Below are 15,072 nucleotides of genomic sequence, written 5' to 3'. Positions count from 1 at the left end.
CACGCGATGAAATCCGAAAGCGGCTTTCTCGGCACCCTCCGCTCGTTCCCGGCGAACGTCTGGAACTCGATCTTCCGCAACCCGCTCCCGTCGTCGGACCTCGGCCGGTCCCAGACGACGTTCAGCAACTTCTTCCTCCACATCCACCCGGTCAAGACCCACACGAACTCGCTCAGGGCCACCTACACGCTGGGCCTCGGCGTCATGTCGTTCAGCCTGTTCCTGATCCTTCTCGTGACCGGGATCCTGCTCATGTTCTATTACGTCCCGTCGGTCGAGCAGGCCCACAACCGCATGCTCGACCTCTCGGGCACGGTCGCGTTCGGCGTGCTGCTCCGGAACATGCACCGGTGGGCGGCGCACGGAATGGTCGCCGTCGTCCTCCTGCACCTCTGCCGCGTGTTCTTCACCGGCAGCTACAAGAAGCCGCGCGAGTTCAACTGGGTCGTCGGAGTGATCCTGCTCCTCCTGACGCTCTTCGCCTCCTTCACGGGCTATCTCCTCCCGTGGGACCAGCTCGCCTTCTGGGCGATCACGGTCGGCACGGCGATCGCGGGGTACGCGCCGGTCGTCGGCGAGCAAGTGCGGTTCCTCCTCCTCGGCGACCGCGTCGTCGGGCAGGAGGCGCTGATCCGCTTCTACGTCCTCCACGTAGCGGTCCTCCCGTTCTTCATGACGGTTCTGATCGGCGTCCACTTCTGGAGGATCCGCAAGGACGGCGGCCTCTCGCGCCCCGAAGGCTCGGATCTGCCCGAGGCGGGCGAGAAGAACGCGCTCGCGCTCCAGGCCAAGCTCGAGGGACTCGCTCCAAAGGCGAAGCTCGCGAAGAACAAGACGTTCGGCGTCATGGGCATCGTGCGCGGGCCGTTCCCGAAGGTCGGGAACGTGCCCGACAACACCGTCTCGTCGTGGCCGTACCTGTTCATCGCGGAGCTGTTCGTCTTCGCGGTGACGCTCCTCGTGATCCTCGTCCTCGCGGTCGTCCTGAACGCGCCGCTGGAGGCGCCGGCCGACCCGACGCATCCGCCGAACCCGTCGAAGGCCCCGTGGTACTTCCTCGGCCTCCAGGAGATGGTCTCCTACTCGGCGTTCTGGGGCGGCGTCGGCATCCCGACGATCTTCGTCCTCCTGCTCCTCCTCCTTCCGTACCTCGACCGGAGCCCGAAGGGCGTCGGCGTGTGGTTCTCGCGGCACCGCCTGCTCGCGACGACGACGTTCACGACGCTCCTCCTCGTCAACCTCGTCCTCGTCGTGGTCGGGACGTTCTTCCGGGGTCCGAACTGGGCGTTCGTCAGCCCGTTCGACAAGCCTGCCGCCTCCGAGCACGCGCCGCCGCCAAGGCTCCGGCCGCACCCGCGCCTTCCACGGCCCCGGCGGGGAGGTAGCCCATGCGCGCCGCACTCGCGTTCATCTCCGTCGTCGTCCTCGCCCTCCACGCCTACGTCTTCAACAACCAGTTCTTCGCGCGCTGGCAGGACCACCAGAAGAAGTACTTCAAGGACGCCGCCGCCGCGTCCACGAACGACGCGGTCAAGGCGACTCTCGTCGCGCGCCGGCCGGCGATCGAGCAGACGATCGTCCGCAGCTTCGGGTCCGAGCGCGTCGACCGCTGTCAGACCTGCCACATCGCCGCGGACGACCCGCGCTTCACGAAGGCCGACCAGCCGCTGCGCACGCACCCGCCGGTCCCCGGCCACCGGTTCGAGACGTTCGGCTGCACGATCTGCCACGACGGGCAGGGCCGTGCCGTGGACGCCGAGCAGGCCCACGGCGGGGAAGAGTGGCCGTGGCCGGTACTCCCGAAGGCGCTCATCCAGTCCAACTGCGTCCAGTGCCACACGCAGAGCGAGTGGCCGGGAGCGCCGCTCGTGAACGCCGGCCGCCGCCTCTTCTTCGAGCGCGCCTGCTACACGTGCCACACGATCGCGGGCCTCTCCTACGGCTCGATCGGCCCCGAGCTCTCCGAGGTCGGCCGCCGCCGCCGCTGGGAATTCGTGAAGGCCAAGATCGAGAACCCGCGCTGGAACAACCCGACTTCCACGATGCCCGGCCAGGACCTCACGGACGAGCAGCGCATGCAGCTCGTCGCCTTCCTGAAGGCCCAGCAGGGCGCGAACGTCTCTCGCGCGCCGCTCGCGCGGTTCCAGGCCGCCCAGGCCGAGCGCCCGAAGTGGCTGCCGCTGGGGCTCATCGTCGGCCACGACGCCGAGGTCGCCCTCGCGACGCAGACGCCCGCACGTCGCGGAGAAGCCCTTCTCCAGCGCGTCGGCTGCCTGTCCTGCCACAAGCTCGACGGCCACGACGGACGCGTGGGCCCCGAGCTCGCCTTCACGGCGGGCCAGCGCGACGAGACGTGGATGCTCGCGCACTTCCGCGATCCGAAGAGCGTCGTGCCCGGCTCCCTCATGCCGCCGTACCCGCTCCCCGACGACATCTTCGAGTCGCTTTCGGCCTATCTCCTCTCGCGCCGCGTGCCGGACGTGCCGCCCGAGCCCGGGAAGCGCTACGAGGCGCTCTGCGCGCGCTGCCACGGCGAGAAGGGGCAGGGCAACGGCCTGATCGCCGAGTACCTCGACCCGAAGCCGCGCGACCTCACGAAGGCGGCGTTCATGCGGACGAAGACGCGCGAGCGCCTCGTCGCGAGCCTCGTGAACGGCGTGCCCGGCACGAGCATGGCGCCGTGGGGCAGGGTTCTCGGCGGCGAGGCCGGGGCAACCGCGCTCGTCGACTACGTTCTCGCGACGTGGTCGAAGAACTCGACCGCCCAGGTCCCGAAGGGCCGCCAGATCCCGGCGGCGAACCCCGTGGCGTATTCGAAGGAGAGCGTCGTCCGCGGCGAGGAGATCTTCCTGAACCGCTGCTGGGGCTGCCACGGCAAGAAGGCCGACGGCCACGGCCCGAACGCCGAGGACATCGTCCCGCGCCCGCGCAACCTCCGGAACGCGCCGTTCGTCGCGTCGGTTTCGTACACGCGGCTCCACGAGAGCATCAAGTACGGCGTCCAGGGGACGGCGATGCCGGCTGCCGGCTTCGACTTCTCGCTCGACGACAAGGCGATCGGAGACCTCATCAACTACATCACGAGCCTGACCCGGCCCGCTCCGAGGAGCGAGCCGGCGAAGGTCGCCGAAATCCGCAATACGTCAGGGAGGTAAAGCGCATGAGCAGCGTCCCGGCCGCGGCCAGACCAGGCAGCGCGGCCCCGGTTCTCGAGCACGAAGACAAGGCCGCATTCGGCTTCATCCTCGTGGCCTCGCTCTTCTTCGTGATCTCGGGCCTCGTGGCCCTGATCGTCGCCGGCAAGCTCAACATGCCGACGCTCCTCGGAAACATCTCGTGGCTGCAGTACGGGCGCCTCCGGCCCCTGCACGTCAACGGGATGCTCTTCGGCTGGCTCCTCGCCGCCGACATGGGGCTGTCCTTCTACCTGATCCCGCGCCTCTGCGGCGTCCGGCTCTGGAGCGAGAAGCTCGGGATGGCGACGCTGTACCTCTGGGTCGCGATCGTTCTCGGCGCCGTCGGCACGCTCCTCGCGGGCATGACGCAGGGCCTCGAGTACGCCGAGCTCCCGTTCGTTCTCGACGTCCTCGTCACGATCGCCTGGGTGATGTTCGGCCTGAACATCGTCATGACCGTCGTGACGCGCAAGTACCAGCAGATGTACGTCGCGATCTGGTACATCGTGGGCGGCATCCTCTGGACGGCCGTCGTCTACATCGTCGGGAACTTCGCGACGATGTTCACGTCGGGCACGAACCAGGCGAACCTGAACTGGTTCTACGTCCACAACGCGGTCGGCCTCATCTTCACGCCGCTCGGCCTCGGGATCGGTTACTACTTCATCCCGAAGGCCTCCGAGACGCCGCTCTACTCGCACCGGCTCTCGATGGTCGGCTTCTGGTCGCTCGCCTTCGTCTACGTGTGGACGGGCGCGCACCACATGCTCCACGGGCCCATCAGCCAGTGGCTGCAGACGGTCGCGATCCTCTTCTCGGTCATGCTCATGATCCCGGTCTGGAGCCTCGTCTGGAACTTCCTCGCGACGATGAAGGGCCAATGGCACCAGCTGAAGGACAACGTCCCGATCAAGTTCCTGATGACGGGCACGATCTTCTACCTCCTGACCTGCTTCCAGGGCCCGATGCACTCCCTGCGCAGCGTCAACGCGATCGTCTCGAAGACGGACTGGATCGTCGGGCACGCCCACATGGCCGTCCTCGGCGCGTTCTCGTTCTTCGCGATCGGCGCGGCGTACTACGCGATCCCGCGGATGCTCAAGACGTCCCTCCACTCCGACAAGCTCGCGAACGCGACGTTCTGGCTGTGGCTCATCGGCGGGCTCTCGTTCTTCGTGTCGCTCTGGATCGGCGGGTTCCTCCAGGGCCTGCAGTGGAACGACGTCACGATCCCGTTCATCGACACGGTGAAGTTCATGAGGCCGTACTGGCTCGTCCGCCTCGTGGGCGGGACGCTCATGTTCACCGGCATCCTGATCTTCTTCTGGAACCTCCTCATGACGTGGACGGGACGGCGCGACCGCGCGGCCGTCGCCGCCGCGTAAGGAGCACGCGATGAGCAAGATCGACAAATCGAGCGGTCTCTTCATCGGAGCCGCCGTCGGATTCTTCGCGATCGGCGCGATCCTCACGACGTTCGCGCCGCCGTTCTTCGACGCGAGCTGGACGAAGCCCGTCCCCGGGCTGAAGAACTACCCTGCGATGGCGAAGGCCGGCGACCCCGAAGCGAAGCTCGTCATGCAGGGCCGTGCGATCTACGTGCGCGAGGGCTGCTGGTACTGCCACACGCAGCAGACGCGCACGATCGAGGCCGACACGGTTCGCTACGGCTGGCGCGGCGTGAAGAGCCCCGTCTCCACGCCGGACGAGTTCGTCTACGACGCCCCGCACATGTTCGGGACCCGGCGCGTCGGGCCGGATCTCTCGCGCGTCGGCGGCAAGTACGACCGCCAGTGGCACGTCACGCACTTCAAAGACCCGCGCGCCCTCGTGCCCGGCTCCGTCATGCCGCCCTTCCCGTGGATCGCGAACGACGCGAAGGAGCTCGACGCACTCGTCGCCTACATCCAGTCGCTCGGCCGCCAGAAGGACTGGCGCCCGGCTCACGACTACGAGCAGTGAACATGACGCTCGCCGTCTGGGATCCGATCTTCGGCGTGTACGCCCTCATGGCGTCCTTCGTCGCCTCGGCGCTCTGCCTGCTCGTGTGGGCGGTGAGGACCGGCGCGATGAAGGACGACGAGACCCCGAAGTACCGGATGCTGGACGACGACGACGGAGGAAATGGAAATGGCTGACAAGCCGAAAGACGAAAAGATTCACGAGCTGGCGGGGGGCTGGATCACGGAGCGCGCCGGGACGCCGATCCCGACGTTCCTGAAGTTCACCTACGTCGGCTTCTGCCTCTTCGCCCTCTGGTACCTCTTCACGTACTGGGCCGGCGAAACGACGCACGCCACGCGCGGGACGCTCGTCCAGGAGGCCAACCGGATCATGCAGGTCCCCGGCACGGGCTGGCACGCCGTCATCGGCGTGATCCTGCTGACGTTCATCGTGGGCCTGCTGGTCTTCGCGTTCAGGTCGCGAGAGGACGGCGAGTAGGGCTCCATGAGCACGGCGATCTCCTCCGCGTACCGGCGGCTCCGGATCCCGGACGCCGAGCGGTACTGGGTCGAGCAGGTCAAGTGCCGCGTCGGGTGTCCGGTGTTCACCGACGCCTGCGGGTACGTGACGGCGGTGGCCGAAGGCCGGGACGAGGACGCGTATGCGGCGGCGCGCGCGACGAACCCCTTCGTCTCGATCTGCGGCCGCATCTGCGGCGCGCCCTGCGAGGCGGCCTGCCGCCGCGGAAGCGTGGACGCTCCCGTCGCGATCCGCGCGATCAAGCGCTGGGCCTGCGAGCTGCACGGGACCGACACCGGCAGCTTCGAGAAGTACCACCGCTACGCGGACGAGCGGATGCTCGTCCCGAAGGGAAACTACGCGGAAAAGATCGCCGTGATCGGCTCGGGCGTGGGCGGCCTCACCGTCGCCCACGACCTCGCGCGGGCCGGTTACGCCGTGACTGTTTTCGAGGCAAACCCGGTTCCTGGGGCATGCTGACGCTCGGCGTCCCCCTCTACCGCCTGCCCCGCGAGCTCGTGAAGGCCGAGATCGACGCGATCCTGTCGCTCGGCGTCGAGCTGCGCCTCAACGCGCGGGTCGGGTCTCCGGGCCTGACGATCTCCGACCTCAGGGCGCAGGGCTACAAGGCCTTCTTCATCGGCGCGGGCCTGCAGGGCAGTCGGCGCCTCAAGATCCCGGGCGCCGACCTGCCGGGCGTCGTGAACGGCCTCGAGTTCCTGAAGCTCGTGAACCTCGGCCAGAAGATCGACATCGGACCGCGCGTCCTCGTCATCGGCGGCGGCAACGTCGCGTTCGACGTCGCGCGCTCGGCGCTCCGCAACGACGCGAACGAGAGCGAGGACTTCCGCGTGACCGCCGACGTCGCCCGCACGGCGGCGCGCCGGGCCGGCGTCACCGAGGTCCACATCGTCTGCCTCGAGTCCCGGGAAGAGATGCCGGCGGACGCCGTCGAGATCGAGGAGGGCCTCCACGAGGGCCTCCAGCTCCACACGTCGCTCGGGCCGCGCGCCGTCCTCGGGGACGGCAAGGTCGCGGGCGTCGAGTTCGCGTCCTGCCTCTCCGTGTTCGACTCCGAGAAGCGGTTCAACCCGAAGTTCGACGAGTCCATGAAGGAGACGATCGAGGTCGACACCGTCATCTTCGCGATCGGCCAGAGCGCCGAATTCAACTTCCTGACGCCCGAGGACGGCATCGAGCTGACGGACCGCGGCCTCATCAAGGTCGACAGCGAGACGCTGCAGACGTCCCGTCCGGACGTCTTCGCCGGCGGCGACGTCGTCCTCGGCCCGCGCCTCTTCATCGACGCGATCGCGTCGGCCCAGGTAGCGGCCCGCAGCATCCACGACTACCTCCGCAAGTCGACGACGAGCGTCGTCCTGAACTACGAGTGGTCGCCGGCGGCGTACACGATGGGTCAGGACTGGGAAGTCGAGGAGCGGCGCCTGCCGCCCTCCGACGCCCCGACGGCCGAAGAGCTCCCGACGGCCGCCGACCGGATGGTCGAGCGGAACTACCCGGAGGCCGAGGCGCGCCGGCAGGCCGAGCGCTGCCTGCGCTGCGACGTCCAGACGTACTTCGAGGGCCAGCACTGCATCGCGTGCAACGGCTGCGTCGACGTCTGCCCGGACGACTGCCTCCACCTCGTAGGGCTCTCGCAGGTCGCCTCCGACCCGCGCCTCCTCGCGATGGCGGGGGAGCAGCTCGGGATCACGAAGGAGACGCTCGCCGCGTTCGAGCCCTCGGAGCTCGACGCCCTCGGCGGGGTCATGCTGAAGGACGAAACCGCCTGCATCCGCTGCTCGATGTGCGCCACGCGCTGCCCGACGAGAGCGTTCACGATGCAGCGGTACGCGTTCCACCGGGAGCTCCAGGTCGAGCTGGTCCCGAACGCGCGATTGAAGTACTGACCATGGCACTTCCGGGGTGGACGGGACGGTTCACAAAGCAGCGGAGACTCATCCAGCTGGGGTTCCTCGTCGTCTTCGCGCTGCTTCCGCTCTTCGACCTCTTCCGGTTCGACTTCACGATCAGCCGCTTCTATTTCTTCCGGAACGAGATCTGGCTGGACGAGTGGACGCTGATCTGGCTCGCGCTCATGTTCGCGATGTGGCTCGTCGGGGCCGCGTCGCTCATCCTCGGGCGCGTCTACTGCGCGTACGCGTGCCCGCAGATGGTCTTCTCCGAGTTCGCGAACGACCTCGACGCGCTCGCGAAGAGGATTGCCCGGAAGATCTCTGCGAATGGAAGAGGGGCCGCGGTGCGCGTCGTGTCGCTCGGGCTGCTGGCGCCCGTCTCGGTCCTCTTCTCCGTCCTTTTCATGGCATATTTCGCGCCGCTGCCCGAGGTCGTCCGGCGGCTCGCGCGCTTCGACGTCGGTCCGTGGGTCGGTCTCCTGGGGGTTCTCACCGCCGTCTTCTTCTTCCTCGACTTCGCGTTCCTGCGCGAGGGTTTCTGCCGGTCCGCGTGCCCGTACGGCCTGCTGCAGGGCATCCTCGAGGACGGCCGGAGCCTCCACGTGACGTTCGACGAGACGACGGGCCCGTGCATCCAGTGCAACCTCTGCGCGAAGGTCTGCCCGATGGAGATCGACATCCGCAACGGCCCGTACCAGATCGAGTGCACGCGCTGCGGCAACTGCATCGACTCCTGCAACCTGATCCTTGGCAAGAAGAAACGCCCAGGCCTCCTCGCGTTCGACTTCGGGAGCGCGAGCCTGAAGCATTGGGACGCCAAGCGCGTCCTCGTCGCGGTGTCGACCGTCGGCTTCGGCGTCGCGCTCGTCCTCGCGATCGCGCTCCGTCAGGACGTCTCCTTCCGTCTCTCGCCGGTCTACATGGAGCAGGCCGCCGGGCCCTCCGAGTTCGCGGAGTCGCGGTTCCTCCTTCGCGCCACGAACAAGGGGAAGACCCCGGTGGCCCTGAGCGTGACGTCCGAGGGCCTGCCGAAGGACGTCGCCCTCGACGGGATGCAGGATCCGAGCGTCCCGGCGGGCACGGAGAAGAGGTTCACGATCACGGTGCGCGTGCCGCGGGCGGAAGTTGCGTCGAGCGTCGTTCCGTTCACGTTGACCGTCAAGGCGAAGGACCGTTCGGAGACGTTTCCCGCCGCGCTGTTCGTCGCGGGGAGGAAGGGCTGATGAAGACGCCGAAGGCCTCGTTTCACCCGAGCGAGGGGCGCGTCCTCTACGCGCTCCTCTGGATCGTCTCGTTCGCCGCGATCGCGGGCCTGATCTGGGTCTGGCTCGGCGCGCGCAAGGCAAACCCCGTCCTCCTCAACCTCGAGACGGGCCAGCCCGTCGCGACCCCGGCGCCCCGGCGTTGAGCGCGGTCGCGGCCGTCGCGGCGTCCAGCCAGACGCTTCCGCCGCTGCCGCTCTGCGCGCACTGCGGTCTCCCGGTCGCGGGCCTCTTCCGTCTCCCGAGCGGCCCCTGCTACTGCTGCGGCGGCTGCGCCCTCGCGCACCGGCTGACGGGCGGCGCCTCCGGGCACGGGCAGGTCTCGGGCCTCCTCATGGCGGTCGGCGTCGGCGCGTTTCTCGCCATGAACGTCATGATGTGCAGCTTCGTCCTCTACACGCGCGGCGCCGAGACGGACCGCGCCGCGGGCGAGGCGTGGGTCCGGTGGGCGCTCCTCGTCCTCGCGACGCCGGCGCTGTTTCTCCTCGGCCTGCCGTTCCTGAACCGCGGACTCAAGCGCCTGAAGGACCGGAGCCTCGACACCGACGCGCTCATCGTGATCGGCGTCGCCGCCGCCTTCGCGCTCTCGGTCCGCTCCGTCCTGTCGGGCGGCGGCCCGATCTACCTCGACACGGCCATGGGAATTCTCCTCTTCGTCACGATCGGGCGATACCTGGAGGCCTCCTCGCGCGCCCGAACGACCGACGCGCTCGTCGCGCTCGTCCAGGAGCTCCCGTCGGAGGCGTCGCGGGTCGTGAATGGCCTCGAGGAACGCGTCAGCGTGGACGCGCTGCGCCCCGGCGACGTCATCCGCGTCCGCCCCGGCGAGCGCATCGCCGTGGACGGCACGATCGTGGACGGGACGGCGAGCGTCTCCGAGGCCGAGATCACCGGGGAGAGCGTCCCCGCCTCGCGCGGCCCGGGCGACCACGTGGCGGCCGGCACGCTGAACCAGGACGGGAGCCTTCTGATCGAAGCCCGGCGCACCGGGCCCGAGACGACCGTCGCGCGCCTCGTGAAGCTCGTCGCCGAGTCGCGCGCGGGCCGCTACACGCTCGCGCCGCTCGTCGACCGGCTCTCCGCCGCGTTCGTGCCGTTCGTCCTCCTCGTCGCGGCCGGCACGCTCGCGTACTGGACGCATCGCGCCGGCCCCGGCGAAGGCCTCATGAACGCGCTCTCGGTCCTCCTCATCGCCTGCCCGTGCGCGATCGGCATCGCGACGCCTCTCGCCTCGACGGCCGCCGTCGGGCGGGCCGCGGCGGCAGGCGTTCTCGTGCGCTCGGGGGCGGTGTTCGAGGCGCTGGCGCGGGCGAAGCGCGTCTTCCTCGACAAGACAGGCACGCTCACGACCGGCATCCTCTCCCTCGCGGACGTGCGCCCTGCTCAAGGGTTCGACCGCGACGGCCTCCTCGCTCTCGCGGCGGCTCTCGAGCACGGCAGCGAACATCCCGTGGGCCGTGCGATCTGCTCGGCCGCGGGCGCCGGAGAAAAGAAAAGAGAAGAGAAGATTTCTTTGAAGGTGGATGAATTCAGGGCGCGGCCGGGGCAAGGCGTGGAGGGGCGAATCGGCGGCGAGGTCGTTCGCGTGGGAACCGCCGCGTTTGCAGGCGCTCCCGACGCGTCGGCGCCCCCGGGTTTCGCAGCGGCCTATGTCTCGTGCTCGGGCACTTTCGCAGGAACTCTTCTCTTCTCCGATCGCACCCGTCCCGAATCCGCCGAGGCCGTCGCCGCGCTCCGGGGACGCGGACTCTCCATCGAGGTTCTCTCCGGAGATCTTCCTTCCCGCGTCACGTCCTTCGCGGCGGACTTTCCGGGCCTTCGCGCGGCCGGCGGCCTCTCGCCGGAGGGGAAGCTGGACGTGATCCGTTCCTCGGTGCGGGCAGGGGAGTCGCCCGTGATGGTGGGCGACGGGATCAACGACGCGCCGGCCCTCGGCGTCGCGTCGGCGGGCGTCACTCTGGAGTCCGGCACGGACCTCGCGCGCGAGGTCGCGGACGTGACGATCCTCGGCGGCGACCTCCGAAAGCTGCCCTGGACGATCGACCTCGCGCACCGGACGGTCCGGACCGCGCACTTGAACCTCTTCTGGGCCTTCTTCTACAACGGCATCGGGATCACGCTCGCCGTCTGCGGCCTCCTGCACCCGCTCTTCGGGGCGGTCGCGATGATCGCGTCGAGCCTTCTCGTCGTCGTCCACTCGCAGCGGTTGACCCGCTTCCCGCTGCCGGGAGTCTCCGCGTGAACGAGTTCGCCGTCGCCGCCGCCCTCACGTTCGCCGCGTCCGCGCATTGCGTCGGGATGTGCGGCGGGTTTGCCGCCGCCGCGTCGGCGGGCGCGCGCAGCTGGAGGCTCCTCGCCAGCCAGCTCCTCCTTCAGCTCGGCAAGGCCACGTCGTACATGTTCCTGGGCGCGCTCGCCGGAGCCCTCGGCGGCGCGATCGTGAAGAGCGCGGCGCTCTCGATGGGCGGACGTATCGTGACGGTGGCCGCGGGTCTCGCGCTTCTCTTCGCGGGCCTCGCCCTCCTCGGCCTCCTCGGGCGCGGCGACGACGCGCTGTCGCGCTGGCTCGCGCCGCACTGGGCGCGCGTGATGGGCCCGCTCCTCCAGCAGCGGCCCGCGGGATTCCCGCTCGTGGTCGGGATGGCGATGGGATTCTTCCCGTGCCCGCTCGTCTACGCGGGCGTCGGCGCGGCGGCGGCGACGGGCAGCCCGCTCAAGGGCGCGCTCACGATGGCGGGCGTGGGGCTCGGGACGGTGCCGGCGCTGCTCCTCTCGGCCGCGTTCGGGTCGATGCTGTCGGCCGTGTGGAGGAGGAACGTCGCGCGGATCGCCGGCGTCCTCCTCGTCGCGTTCGCGGCGCTCACGATCGCGCGTGGCTTCGGCGTCCCGGTCATGCGCTACCTGCACATGGGCGGGGCCGCGCCGGCGTCGGCGGACGCGCCCTGCCACTGACCTGCAACGGGCTCGGCAGCGTGGTATAAACCGCTACCCCCGAAGGGCTTTACGGCCTTTCGACGCGTGTCTCCGGTCGGGACGTGGCGCAGCCTGGTAGCGTACTTGAATGGGGTTCAAGGGGTCGTGGGTTCGAATCCCACCGTCCCGACCATTTCCTCTCGTCACCGCGAGCAATTCCCCTGGAGTGGCTCATTCGCCGGGCCGGGACTATGTTCGGGGCACGCGAATCGAGCTGCTGGGCCGCCTCGTGCTTGGCTTCCGGAGTCGATGGGATCCCGACGGGATCGCCGCCCGGAAACGTGAGATCGCGCTCGCGCTGCCCGGGATCCCCTGCGTCCACGGCGTCGCCGGCGCATGGGTAAGGCCTCTCGCCTGCCCTGAGTGCAGCGCTCTCATCGAGGCCTCCCGCGTCGCGGCCGAGGCCCGGGTGCGCGCGGCGCTCGAGGCGCAGTTCGTCCGGGAGGTCCGGGAGGAGCTCGGGAGACGCGAGGCGGTGCGGCGCAGCAGGCCGGCACGCGAAGCGCGGTCCGACGGCTCCTCCTGTTAAACCTTCGCCCCCCGCCTGCGTAGGATCCCTCGACGAACATACTGCCGGTTCGCATGGAGGATCCATGTACGGTCGCGGACTTGTCCTGGCCTCGTGTCTCTGGATTTCCGCAGCGGCGGCGGCGCCCCCCGCGGTCCCTCCGGCCGCTTCGACGGCGCACCGCCTCGACACACCGAGTGGTCTCGAAGTCGTCGGCGGAGCCGCCGAGGTCGTAACGTATCGGGGAAGGCGCGCGGTGCACCTGGCGCCTTCGGCCGCGCCGGGCTCCGCGGACAAGGCCGTGGTCGCGATCGTGACCGGGGCGGACTTCGGGGATGGCACCATCGAGGTCGACGTCGCGGGCGCGCCGCGCGCCGGCGCGCCCGCCGACTCGAGGGGCTTCATCGGCGTCGAGTTCCGGCTCTCGGAGAGCGGCGCGCGCGGGGAGATCGTCTACCTGCGCCCCACGAACGGCCGCGCGGACGACCAGCTGAGACGCAACCGTTCCGTGCAGTACGAGTCGCTGCCGGATTTCCCCTGGCACCGGCTGCGGAAAGAGAGCCCGGGCGTTTACGAGGCGTACGCCGACCTCGAGACGGGCGCCTGGACGTCGATGAAGATCGTCGTGTCGGGGACCACGGCGCGTCTCTACGTGAACGGGGCCGCAAACCCCGCGCTCGTCGTGAAGGACCTCAAGCTCGGCGCCGCCCAGGGCGCGGTCGCGCTCTGGTCCCACGCGTCGACCGACGGATACTTCTCGAACCTGAGGGTGGAATCCTCGAGCGGGGCCCGACCGCGCCCGGGGCCGCCTCCGCTCCCGCGAAGAAGCGCTTCTCGGTCGACGACTTCGAGAAGATCGTCCGGCTGTCGTCGCCGCGGATCTCGCCGGACGGCAAGTCGATCGCCGTCGTCGTGACGCGCGCGGACCCCGCGAAGAACAAGTGGCTGCCCGAGCTGAATCTCGTGGACGCCGCGACGGGCGCGATGCGCGCCCTCACGCACGACCGCAAGGGCGTCTCCCACCCGCGCTGGTCGCCGTCCGGCGACCGCCTCGCGTTCCTCGCGGCCGACGGGGCGGGGAAGGACGCGAAGCCGCAGGTCTTCGTCCTGCCGATGGCGGGCGGCGAGGCCCGGAAGGTGACGAGCGCGCCGGCGGGCGTCCAGCACTTCGCGTGGCGGCCCGACGGCAAGGCGTTCGCCTTCGCCGCCGAGGACGAGCGGCCGAACAAGGCCGAGATCGAGAAGGGCAACGACCTGTTCGAGGTCGGCAGCGACAGCCTCTACGTGTCCGAGCCGCCGATGCCGGTGCACGTCTGGCTCGTTCCGGCCGAGGGCGGCGAGGCGAAGCGGCTGACGTCGGGCGCGTGGAGCCTGCCCGCGGCTCTTCCTCCCAGCCCGCCGTCCTCGCCCCTGTCGTGGTCGCCGGACGGGAAGTCCCTCGCGTTCGTCCGCGTCGAGACGCCGCACTCGGGCGACAACGACGCCGCCACGGTCCGGATCCTCGACGTCGAGTCCGGCGCGATCCGCGCGCTGACGGGCAAGACGCACTTCGAGGGGTTCCCGGTCTTCTCGCCCGACGGGTCGAGGGTCTCGTACTGGTGCCCGCGCGACCGCGACCCGAACAACGTGAACGACATTCACGTGACGTCGGCGGCCGGCGGCGAGGGAGTAAACCTCACGAAGCCGATAGACCGGTGCCTCTACGCGTCCGTCTGGACGCCCGACGGGAAGGCCCTGATCGTCGGGGGCAACGACGGGACGCACATCTCGCTCTGGCTGGCGCCGCTGGACGGCCCCGCGAAGAGGCTCGAGCTCGGCGACGTCAATCCCGCATGGTCGTTCTTCGTCGACCCGTCCGTCGGCCCGAACGGCTCGATCGCGTTCGTCGGGAGCGAGCCCGGGCGCCCCGGGGAGCTGTGGTGGATGGCGTCGGCCGCGTCCGCGCCGAAGCGCCTCACCGACCTGAACGCCGAGATCGCCGGCCGCGACCTCGGAAAGGTCGAGACGTTCACGTGGAAGGGGCCGGACGGCTTCGAGGAGGACGGCGTCGTCGTCCTGCCGCCGGGCCTCGCGCCGGGCGCGAAGGTCCCGCTCGTCCTCTACATCCACGGCGGTCCGCAGGCCGCGTCGACGCGCGCGTTCCCGGCCCCGGCCCATCTGTTCGCCGCGCAGGGCTGGGCGGTGTTCATGCCCAACTACCGCGGGAGCGACAACCGCGGGAACGCCTACCAGCGCGCGATCTTCAACGACGCGGGCGACGGCCCCGGCCGGGACGTTCTCGCGGGCGTCGACGCCCTCGTGAAGAAGGGCTTCGTCGACCCGGCGCGCATCGCGGTGTCGGGGTGGTCCTACGGCGGGTACATGACGAGCTGGCTCATCGGACACGACACGCGCTGGAAGGCGGCGGTCGCGGGCGCCCCCGTGACGGACCTCGCGGACCAGTACTCCTTCGCGGACTTCAACGTCCAGATGCGGTACGCGATGAAGGGGAATGCGACGCCGTTCTCGGCCGGAGGCGACGCGCTCTACCGCGCGCAGTCGCCGATCACGTACGCGACGCGGGCGAAGACGCCGACGCTCATCCTTTCGGACACCGGCGACTTCCGCGTCCCGTACACGCAGGCGTTCAAGCTCTTCCGGGCGCTGAAGGAAGCCGGCGTCGAGACGTCGTTCGTCGCGATCCCGGTCGAGGGCCATTTCCCGGGCGACCCCGTGCGCACCCGGGAAGTCTTCCGCCGGTGGGTCGACTGGCTGGCGCCGCGGCTGAAATAGGC

At 69.7% G+C, this 15,072-nt stretch carries 14 protein-coding genes, 1 tRNA gene and 1 pseudogene; all 16 read left to right on the top strand.

Features of this window, described 5'->3' with window-relative positions:
* Positions 1 to 6: 6 nt before the first annotated feature.
* Positions 7 to 1,284, top strand: a pseudogene (locus IPL89_07605) (cytochrome b N-terminal domain-containing protein).
* A 464-nt stretch (positions 1,285 to 1,748) separates the two neighbouring features.
* Positions 1,749 to 3,155, top strand: coding sequence for a c-type cytochrome (locus tag IPL89_07600; GenBank protein ID MBK9063045.1), 1,407 nt, complete (start codon positions 1,749 to 1,751; stop codon positions 3,153 to 3,155).
* A gap of 5 nt (positions 3,156 to 3,160) precedes the next feature.
* Positions 3,161 to 4,561 (top strand): cbb3-type cytochrome c oxidase subunit I, encoded by a 1,401-nt coding sequence (locus IPL89_07595; protein ID MBK9063044.1) that lies wholly within the window; start codon positions 3,161 to 3,163, stop codon positions 4,559 to 4,561.
* Positions 4,562 to 4,571: 10 nt separating this feature from the next.
* On the top strand, positions 4,572 to 5,138 hold the full coding sequence (locus IPL89_07590; GenBank protein ID MBK9063043.1) for a cbb3-type cytochrome c oxidase subunit II: 567 nt from the start codon (positions 4,572 to 4,574) through the stop codon (positions 5,136 to 5,138).
* 47 nt (positions 5,139 to 5,185) lie between these two features.
* A complete protein-coding gene (locus IPL89_07585) occupies positions 5,186 to 5,314 on the top strand; it encodes a cbb3-type cytochrome oxidase assembly protein (protein ID MBK9063042.1) in 129 nt (42 codons plus the stop codon).
* Positions 5,307 to 5,618: a hypothetical protein gene (locus IPL89_07580; protein MBK9063041.1), complete on the top strand. Its 312-nt coding sequence runs from the start codon at positions 5,307 to 5,309 to the stop codon at positions 5,616 to 5,618. Before IPL89_07585 ends, IPL89_07580 begins: the two co-directional genes overlap by 8 nt.
* Before the next feature lie 6 nt (positions 5,619 to 5,624).
* On the top strand, positions 5,625 to 6,119 hold the full coding sequence (locus IPL89_07575) for an FAD-dependent oxidoreductase (protein ID MBK9063040.1): 495 nt from the start codon (positions 5,625 to 5,627) through the stop codon (positions 6,117 to 6,119).
* A complete protein-coding gene (locus IPL89_07570; GenBank protein MBK9063039.1) occupies positions 6,113 to 7,549 on the top strand; it encodes an FAD-dependent oxidoreductase in 1,437 nt (478 codons plus the stop codon). The genes IPL89_07575 and IPL89_07570 overlap by 7 nt, the downstream gene beginning before the upstream one ends.
* 2 nt (positions 7,550 to 7,551) lie before the next feature.
* The gene (locus tag IPL89_07565) at positions 7,552 to 8,778 is read left to right on the top strand and encodes a 4Fe-4S binding protein (GenBank protein MBK9063038.1); all 1,227 of its coding nucleotides are present in this window, start codon (positions 7,552 to 7,554) and stop codon (positions 8,776 to 8,778) included.
* Positions 8,778 to 8,963 (top strand): hypothetical protein, encoded by a 186-nt coding sequence (locus tag IPL89_07560; GenBank protein MBK9063037.1) that lies wholly within the window; start codon positions 8,778 to 8,780, stop codon positions 8,961 to 8,963. The genes IPL89_07565 and IPL89_07560 overlap by 1 nt, the downstream gene beginning before the upstream one ends.
* Positions 8,960 to 11,059, top strand: a complete 2,100-nt coding sequence (cadA, locus tag IPL89_07555) for a cadmium-translocating P-type ATPase (protein ID MBK9063036.1) — start codon at positions 8,960 to 8,962, stop codon at positions 11,057 to 11,059. Before IPL89_07560 ends, cadA begins: the two co-directional genes overlap by 4 nt.
* Positions 11,056 to 11,769 (top strand): sulfite exporter TauE/SafE family protein, encoded by a 714-nt coding sequence (locus tag IPL89_07550; protein ID MBK9063035.1) that lies wholly within the window; start codon positions 11,056 to 11,058, stop codon positions 11,767 to 11,769. Before cadA ends, IPL89_07550 begins: the two co-directional genes overlap by 4 nt.
* A gap of 77 nt (positions 11,770 to 11,846) precedes the next feature.
* A tRNA-Pro gene (locus tag IPL89_07545) sits at positions 11,847 to 11,923 on the top strand.
* A gap of 33 nt (positions 11,924 to 11,956) precedes the next feature.
* Positions 11,957 to 12,319 (top strand): hypothetical protein, encoded by a 363-nt coding sequence (locus IPL89_07540; protein MBK9063034.1) that lies wholly within the window; start codon positions 11,957 to 11,959, stop codon positions 12,317 to 12,319.
* Positions 12,320 to 12,554: 235 nt separating this feature from the next.
* Positions 12,555 to 13,214 (top strand): hypothetical protein, encoded by a 660-nt coding sequence (locus IPL89_07535; GenBank protein MBK9063033.1) that lies wholly within the window; start codon positions 12,555 to 12,557, stop codon positions 13,212 to 13,214.
* Positions 13,211 to 15,070 carry a S9 family peptidase gene (locus tag IPL89_07530; GenBank protein MBK9063032.1) on the top strand — a complete coding sequence of 620 codons (1,860 nt, stop codon included), beginning with the start codon at positions 13,211 to 13,213 and terminating at the stop codon, positions 15,068 to 15,070. Before IPL89_07535 ends, IPL89_07530 begins: the two co-directional genes overlap by 4 nt.
* Positions 15,071 to 15,072 lie beyond the last annotated feature (2 nt).

The sequence above is a fragment of the Acidobacteriota bacterium genome, assembly GCA_016716715.1.
Taxonomy (GTDB): domain Bacteria; phylum Acidobacteriota; class Thermoanaerobaculia; order UBA5066; family UBA5066; genus Fen-183.
Note: the sequence above shows the minus strand (reverse complement) of the source record. Positions and strands in the feature narration are given on the sequence as shown.

Excerpts from the sequence above, each read along its gene's own strand:
- IPL89_07595 (MBK9063044.1), top strand. The coding sequence starts at position 3,161 with ATGAGCAGCGTCCCGGCCGCGGCCAGACCAGGCAGCGCGGCCCCGGTT.
- IPL89_07590 (MBK9063043.1), top strand. The coding sequence starts at position 4,572 with ATGAGCAAGATCGACAAATCGAGCGGTCTCTTCATCGGAGCCGCCGTC.
- IPL89_07585 (MBK9063042.1), top strand. The coding sequence starts at position 5,186 with ATGGCGTCCTTCGTCGCCTCGGCGCTCTGCCTGCTCGTGTGGGCGGTG.
- IPL89_07580 (MBK9063041.1), top strand. The coding sequence starts at position 5,307 with ATGGCTGACAAGCCGAAAGACGAAAAGATTCACGAGCTGGCGGGGGGC.
- IPL89_07575 (MBK9063040.1), top strand. The coding sequence starts at position 5,625 with ATGAGCACGGCGATCTCCTCCGCGTACCGGCGGCTCCGGATCCCGGAC.
- IPL89_07570 (MBK9063039.1), top strand. The coding sequence starts at position 6,113 with ATGCTGACGCTCGGCGTCCCCCTCTACCGCCTGCCCCGCGAGCTCGTG.
- IPL89_07565 (MBK9063038.1), top strand. The coding sequence starts at position 7,552 with ATGGCACTTCCGGGGTGGACGGGACGGTTCACAAAGCAGCGGAGACTC.
- IPL89_07560 (MBK9063037.1), top strand. The coding sequence starts at position 8,778 with ATGAAGACGCCGAAGGCCTCGTTTCACCCGAGCGAGGGGCGCGTCCTC.